This is a genomic window from Halalkalibacter urbisdiaboli (genome assembly GCF_002156385.1).
Lineage (GTDB): Bacteria > Bacillota > Bacilli > Bacillales > Bacillaceae_D > Halalkalibacter_A > Halalkalibacter_A urbisdiaboli.
The window spans coordinates 1316445-1323208 of the sequence record NZ_MVJM01000002.1 but is presented as its reverse complement, the minus strand read 5'-3'; the positions used below and the strand labels follow the sequence as shown (position 1 = coordinate 1323208).

General features: G+C 38.6%; 9 protein-coding genes. 6 read left to right on the top strand and 3 right to left on the bottom strand.

Translation table 11 applies throughout. The annotated features are described in order from the left end of the window. From yycH to rlmH, 6 genes are all read left to right on the top strand, one after another. On the top strand, positions 1–290 hold a 290-nt coding region (gene yycH, locus B1R93_RS23215), incomplete at its 5' end, for a two-component system activity regulator YycH (protein ID WP_245308285.1). Beyond that, positions 277–1050 carry a two-component system regulatory protein YycI gene (locus B1R93_RS14105; protein ID WP_088104581.1) on the top strand — a complete coding sequence of 258 codons (774 nt, stop codon included), beginning with the start codon at positions 277–279 and terminating at the stop codon, positions 1048–1050. The genes yycH and B1R93_RS14105, both read left to right, overlap by 14 nt. A 34-nt stretch (positions 1051–1084) precedes the next feature. Continuing rightward, positions 1085–1879, top strand: coding sequence for an MBL fold metallo-hydrolase (locus B1R93_RS14100; RefSeq protein WP_088104580.1), 795 nt, complete (start codon positions 1085–1087; stop codon positions 1877–1879). A 333-nt stretch (positions 1880–2212) separates the two neighbouring features. Then, positions 2213–3430, top strand: a complete 1218-nt coding sequence (locus tag B1R93_RS14095; RefSeq protein WP_088104579.1) for a S1C family serine protease — start codon at positions 2213–2215, stop codon at positions 3428–3430. Positions 3431–3527: 97 nt separating this feature from the next. Beyond that, positions 3528–3719, top strand: coding sequence for a CxxH/CxxC protein (locus tag B1R93_RS14090; protein ID WP_245308284.1), 192 nt, complete (start codon positions 3528–3530; stop codon positions 3717–3719). A gap of 71 nt (positions 3720–3790) precedes the next feature. Next, a complete protein-coding gene (gene rlmH, locus B1R93_RS14085; RefSeq protein WP_088104578.1) occupies positions 3791–4270 on the top strand; it encodes a 23S rRNA (pseudouridine(1915)-N(3))-methyltransferase RlmH in 480 nt (159 codons plus the stop codon). Between the two features lie 237 nt (positions 4271–4507). On the opposite strand, the gene B1R93_RS14075 is transcribed toward rlmH, so the two are convergent. The 3 genes from B1R93_RS14075 to B1R93_RS14065 all read right to left on the bottom strand — a co-directional run bounded on the left by B1R93_RS14075 (position 4508) and on the right by B1R93_RS14065 (position 6698). Beyond that, entirely contained in the window at positions 4508–4720 is a 213-nt protein-coding gene (locus B1R93_RS14075) for a hypothetical protein (RefSeq protein WP_088104576.1), read from the bottom strand. A 134-nt stretch (positions 4721–4854) separates the two neighbouring features. Further along, positions 4855–5661: a class I SAM-dependent methyltransferase gene (locus B1R93_RS14070; protein WP_088104575.1), complete on the bottom strand. Its 807-nt coding sequence runs from the start codon at positions 5659–5661 to the stop codon at positions 4855–4857. Positions 5662–6116: 455 nt separating this feature from the next. Next, positions 6117–6698, bottom strand: coding sequence for a TetR/AcrR family transcriptional regulator (locus B1R93_RS14065; RefSeq protein ID WP_088104574.1), 582 nt, complete (start codon positions 6696–6698; stop codon positions 6117–6119). Between the last annotated feature and the right edge of the window lie 66 nt (positions 6699–6764).

Here is a 6764-nt window from a genome sequence, read left to right as displayed (position 1 = left end):
CTGGAAATCAAACAACAGGTTATGTTCGACCACTGTTTGACTTAGACGCAAATCCTATTGATGCGGTTGAAATGGTTGAATTGCCTTCCGGACAAGCGCTGTTGGAACGATTATCAGAACAGGAGTTATTTACAGTTCGGAATTTACAAAGGGTTTCAGTCGGGTACGAAATGACTAGGCGGAGTGCCACATTTGTGACCGTTGAGCCACATTGGTTTGTGTTATATGATCATCGCTGGCAAAAGGTAACGTTTGAGCAGGAGGAGGAGAATTTAGATGAATTGGAGTAGAACAAAGACCATTTTCATTATTACCTTCCTCATTCTTAATTTGTTTCTTATGATTCAGCTAACTGAAAAAAATACTGCAAACCAAATTAGTTTAATTACCGAGGCAACGATTCAAGAGCGTTTGCGTGAAAACAATATAAAGATTGATATTGAATTAAAGGAAGAGGGTTCATCAGGTGTCCTCATTGTCGGTAAATATGTGACATTTACTGAAGAGCAAATTGAAAAACTATCTGATCAGGAAGCGAGAATTGTTGAGGACAAAACGATTTTATCGTTCCTAAATGAACCCTTTCCGTTAACAGAGGAACAATTTAGGACGGACCTTGTGCAATTTTTAAATACGTTTGTTTTAGATGGAGACGAATACAGATTTGGACGGTTTGATTCCGATGCTAATCAAATCCTTCTATATCAAGCATATGGAGATAAAACAGCCTATACGTTAGGCGATGAGCCGTTAGTCATACAGTTAGATGAACAGGGGCGAATTAGAGGCTATCAACAGCGTTATTTCGAATTTGAAGAGCAGGATGGTCAGGAGAGAGAAATGCTTTCAAGCTTAAAGGCCGTTGAAGCGTTATTAAATGACCAGCTGTTAAAAATGAATGTGACCATTTCAGATATTGAATTTGGCTATTATAGCTTTTTCAATCCTCAGGGGGATGTACAAGTATTTGCTCCGATGTGGAGAGTGACGGTGGAAGAGGAGATATTCCTTGTCAATGCTATCGATGGGTCCATTCAGCAGCTATCATAGTTCAAACAATATTAAAAATGGGAGTGGACCGAAAATGACGTTACGGTTTAGCGTACTCGCGAGTGGAAGTACGGGGAACGCCATCTATGTAGAAACAGATAAGCAAAAACTACTTATCGACGCCGGTTTAAGCGGAAAAAAAATGGACGAGCTCTTTCAAAAGGTGAATCGAAATCCAAAGGAATTAGATGGCATTCTCGTTAGCCATGAACATAGTGATCATATTAAAGGAGTTGGAATTTTTGCTAGAAAGCATAAACTCCCAATCTATGCGAATGAAAAAACATGGCAAGCGATGGAAAGCCAATTAGGGACGATTGCGACTGAACAAAAGTTTACATTTGCAATGGGCGAAGTAAAAACCTTTGGTGATTTAGATGTTGAATCCTTTGGCGTCTCCCATGATGCGGTTGAGCCGATGTTTTACGTGTTTCACCATGCAGGAAAGAAACTAGTTCTCGCTACGGATATGGGGTATGTGAGTGAGCGGATTAAAGGAACGATAAAGGGTGCGGATATGTATATTTTTGAATCCAATCATGACTTAAATATGTTGCGAATGGGCCGCTATCCTTGGAATGTAAAACGTCGTATTTTAAGCGATGTTGGCCATGTCTCAAACGAGGATGCAGCACTTGCCCTTTCTGAAGTCATCGATGATAACACAAGTCGGATTTATTTGGCCCATTTAAGTTTAGATAATAATATGAAGGATTTAGCCAGGTTAACCGTGGAACAAGTGTTAAAAGAGCAAGGAATGGCTGTAGGTGAGCAATTTGAGCTATACGATACAGACCCATTAAATCCAACCGCCCTTGCAGTAGTATAAGGTGTTGATGAAAGACCTCCGCAGATACGATTCCTGGGAGGTCTTTTTTGTTTAAGGACGCATAACGTGAAGTCGGGAAAGAGCAATGGCTCGCACCTTGCCAGATTATTTTATGTTTAAAAACGGTAATAACGGATATCATATAACAGAATCGTGTGTCATTTCGTTGTAGGTGATTGCTTTTTTAGTGATTGCGCGTCAAAGTTGTTGATGATTCTATTAGAAGTATCAAAAATCATCTAAAATAGTGTCACCTAGTAGAAAAGCCGGAGAGAACCATTATAATAAAAGGTAAGTAGTACAATGAACTTATAAAAGGAGAGTGTAAATGTCATGGGCTATTATGATATGAATCCCGAAGAGCAACCAATGCGGCAAAAAAGTTCAAAACGTGGATCGGGTCTGTCGGCATTTATTGGGGCTGTAGCAGGGGGAATGGTGGTCTTATTTTCGGTTCCTGTATTATCAAATATGGGTTATCTACCTTATGAGGTAAGTCCAAAAGGGGCTACTGAAGTTATAAGTGAAGAGGAGCCTATGCAAGAAGGCTTGCAAACGGTAAGCTATTCAGTTAATACGGATATTACAAAAGCAGTTGAAAAAGTATCAGATGCTGTGGTGGGGGTCATTAATCTGCAGCAATCAAATTTTTGGTCTGAGCAGGGTGGTGAAGGAACAGGATCAGGAGTCATTTATAAAAAGGCAGGCGACAAAGCATTTGTTGTCACGAATCATCATGTCATTGAAGGAGCTAATGGAATCGAGGTTAGTTTAGCAGATGGTTCAAGAGTCCCAGCTGAATTACTAGGTTCAGACGTGATTACTGATTTGGCGGTATTAGAAATTGACGCTAGCAACATTGAAACAGTAGCCGAATTTGGAAGTTCAGAATCACTTCGAGTCGGTGAGCCTGCAATTGCGATTGGGAACCCACTTGGCTTACGCTTTTCAAGTTCTGTAACACAAGGAATCATTAGTGCTAAGGAACGAAGCATTCCAGTAGATTTAACCGGAAATGGTCAAATTGATTGGCATGCGGAAGTTCTTCAAACAGATGCGGCCATTAACCCTGGTAATAGCGGTGGCGCTTTATTAAATATCGAAGGCCAAGTAATTGGAATTAATTCTATGAAAATTGCTCAAAGCTCTGTAGAAGGAATTGGCTTTGCGATTCCAACAGCCATTGCGATGCCAGTAATTGAAGATTTAGAGCGTTACGGTGAAGTACAACGTCCACAGCTAGGTGTGGGAATTAAATCACTAAGTGAGATTCCAAGCTATCACTGGCAGGAAACATTAAAGCTTCCGAATGAGGTAAAAGCAGGAGTAGTCGTAACAAGTGTTGCACCAACCTCAGCAGCAGACCGTGCCGGTATTAAAGAGTACGATGTCATTGTTGAAATTGACGGTGAAGAAATTGAAGATGGTCATGCTTTACGGAAGTTTTTATATACAGAACGAAAAATTGGTGACAACGTTGAAGTCATCATTTATCGAGAAGGTAAACGCGAAACGATAAATGTCCAATTAGCAGAACAACAAAGCTTTTAAATAGATGTGGATAAATAGCAATTGAGCTCTTTTAAATAAAGGGCTCAATTTTTTTGATTTAAAAAGTATCCACAGGCAATGGAATAGGTATGCTATAATGGATTGGGAAAAAAGAAAGGACGGAAAACCAATGTATCACGCATGCGAAGAGCATATCGAGTTAGCAATGGATATTATTATAGATGAACATGAAGCAGCACCGATTATAGAGAAGTACACAGAAGAAAAATCGTTATCCACAGTATGCAGTTTTTGCGAAAAACCAGCAATCTACCACATTTCTAAGTAGATAAGTTGTCAACATTGTTGATATGTGGATAACTTCTGTGGATAAACTTTGTGGAGGGAGCCATACACATTGTGAATATCTCAATTATCACTGTTGGAAAACTAAAAGAAAAATATTTAAAACAAGGAATTACAGAATATACGAAGAGACTAAGTGCTTACGCAAAAATGGATATCATTGAAGTACCTGATGAAAAAGCGCCAGAAAATTTAAGTGAAGCCGATATGCAGCAAATCAAACAAAAAGAGGGAGAAAGAATTCTCTCCAAAATCGGAGCCGATACCCACGTCATCGCGTTAGCAATAGAAGGAAACATGCTCACCTCTGAGCAATTAGCAGCAAACCTAGACAAACTCGCAACGTACGGAAAAAGCAAAGTCGCTTTCATTATCGGAGGCTCACTTGGATTATCGGACGAAGTCATGAAACGAGCGGACGACACCTTATCGTTCTCAAAAATGACCTTTCCGCATCAATTAATGAGGTTAGTACTGTTGGAGCAGGTGTATCGGGCGTTTCGGATTAATCGGGGTGAACCGTATCATAAGTAGCCGCAAACGAATTTTTGTTAGAAAGAGCCTCAATGTCTTGAGGCTCAAAAACTAATGTTATTTTTCGAATTATTCTTTGCTCCGTTGCCATCTTTAACGGAGATATTATCGATTAAAGAGTGAAGAAGTCTCTTTTTTAATTCAATGTCTGCTTCTTCAAACATATGCAGGAAGTTTTTAAGAACTGTATTGATATAGTCAGTGTCAATTAAGCTTTGAGATTCAATGATTGTGATTTCATTTTCGATCTTTGTCACTTTTTCTTTGAGTTCTTTTTCCTTTGAATTCAAAAACTCCATTCTTTGCATTAAGAGGAATTTTATTATTTAGTTCAAGTTGCAAATTTTCTTCTTTTTTTGATTGAACATTGTTAAGTTCTCTTTTTAATTCTTGCAGTTCTTTTAACATTGGCTGGGTATCAATTGAACTATTTTGTTTGAGCTTGCTCACAATAGATCTTATAATTTCTGGCGTAGAGACAAGCTTAATGATCTCCTTTTACATACGGACAAAGCAAGAACCGCAGACTAACCATTATTGGCAGAAGTCTTACGGTTCTTTTATCTCAGTAATTGAATAAAGGGCTATAGCTTTCTTGCTTTGATGACAAAAGTTACAGGAAGCATCTTTGCCTTTCTCGCAAATCCGCTGTCCCGTGATTGTATAATTTCATCATCAGATTCCTCAATCATTTGCTCAATGACAAACCCCGCTTTTGCCAACGCATTCACATAAGTTGAAAGTTTACGATCCGATAACGTTAGCTCACCGTCATCAAGAGCAACCGAATACCAAGATTCATCGAAATAACATTTCTTAAAAGCAAGCATATTATTTTCTGCAACAACACATTTATGTATAGGATGGGACCAACTGAAAATAAATACACCATCTTTTTTTAAGTAAGAAGCGATTCGGCGAAAAGTACCCTCAAGGTCGGTGGTCCAGCCTATAGCATAAACCGAATAAACAAAGTCAAAATAATCCTTTGGTATGCCACATTCTTCTTCCATGGGGGAACAGACCAATTTAGCTGAAAGGCCACATGAGGTCAAATGTTGCATTGCCTTTTCGATTTGTTTTTCTGATATATCCATACCCCACAGTTCAGATGCTTTACGGTCCCCCTGATATTGCAAGGATTGACCGTTTCCACAGCCTATCTCCAGCATCTTTTTTCCTGAAACATCACCAAAAAGTTGGTGTTTTTCTTCTGAGACAAATGCCCCATAAAAAGGAAGCACAATTGCCCCTAAGTAGTCATTTCCTTTTGTATCCCAATAGAAGCTGTTTGTTTTATGTATAACATTCTTATCCATGTCGATCGAGTTGGCGACACCAACCTCACTAGCACCAATAACGTTTGTTCTATAAATAGAATCTTTGTTCAAGCAGACACCCTCCTAAATGGGTAAATTTTTCGACCTATCTGTTTGATACGAATAAAGAGTCAAAGATCAAGAACATACGTTCCTGCCTTGTGACAGTACCATACATTACCATATATTTCAATGGCTACATCCAAGTAATCATGAGATAAAATAAAAAGTCCAAAGACGGTTGTTAGTGTTCAAAATTCACCTCAAGTTTGATTGCATTCATTCATTTGCCCCTTACTATGTTGCGGTGAACTGTATCATAAGTAGTGGTAAAGCGAAAGGTTCAAATAGTAATAAGTTCAAAAGAAATAACCCCCTATTATAAACAACGGGAATTTGCCTAGACTTATTGACTTTCAGTTCATTAGAGCAGTTCTGGATATAATAGGCTTTTCCAGTCCGCCTAAGGATTGCGAAACCATAAATAATCAATAAGGCCATTTCAATAAGGAATGGCCTAGATCTATCTACTTTCCCCACAAACCATAAAAGAAAAATTGAATGAGCCTCTCTTCGGAAATGACGTGAAGCAAAGGGTTTTGCTCCTCATGAGATTGCGCCATAGCTTGCTGATACATACGAAAGTAAAAAAGAATTTCTCGTTCTGTTAAATCCTGTGATACAAATCCTTCCTCAATCCCCTTGTTTATTAAAGCGACTAGAAAGGGAGCAAGCCTGGTATCCTGATATTCCTTTATTTGTTCATTGATCTGATAAACATTAACCGCTTGCTTCATCCATACATTCAGCTTCTTTACGAGTGCAATTTCTTCGGACATGATGGTACTCACGAGCTTTGGATAGTCCATATCTTCAATTAAGAGAGTGTAATATCGCGCCAACTTTCCGTCTAGAATACTACTTACCGCTTCAAACAGCAAAATGTCTTTACTACCGAAATAATTGTATATCGACACTTGTGAAACAATCGCTTCCTTGGCGATTTCCTGAATAGTGGAAGTTTTAAAGGTCTCATTCAGTAACTTTTTTTTGGCGACCTCTAGAATCTTCGTCTTTTTCTGCTCGGTACGCCGAATAAATCCATCCATATTGTCCACCTCATCTTTATCATAAGATATCTTTGAAATATTGCAAGGATATATTTCAAAAATATC

What these genes read in the sequence shown, in the direction of transcription:
- B1R93_RS14105 (WP_088104581.1), top strand. Translation starts at nt 277, where the DNA reads ATGAATTGGAGTAGAACAAAGACCATTTTCATTATTACCTTCCTCATT.
- B1R93_RS14100 (WP_088104580.1), top strand. Translation starts at nt 1,085, where the DNA reads ATGACGTTACGGTTTAGCGTACTCGCGAGTGGAAGTACGGGGAACGCC.
- B1R93_RS14095 (WP_088104579.1), top strand. Translation starts at nt 2,213, where the DNA reads ATGGGCTATTATGATATGAATCCCGAAGAGCAACCAATGCGGCAAAAA.
- B1R93_RS14090 (WP_245308284.1), top strand. Translation starts at nt 3,528, where the DNA reads ATGGATTGGGAAAAAAGAAAGGACGGAAAACCAATGTATCACGCATGC.
- B1R93_RS14065 (WP_088104574.1), bottom strand. Translation starts at nt 6,698, where the DNA reads ATGGATGGATTTATTCGGCGTACCGAGCAGAAAAAGACGAAGATTCTA.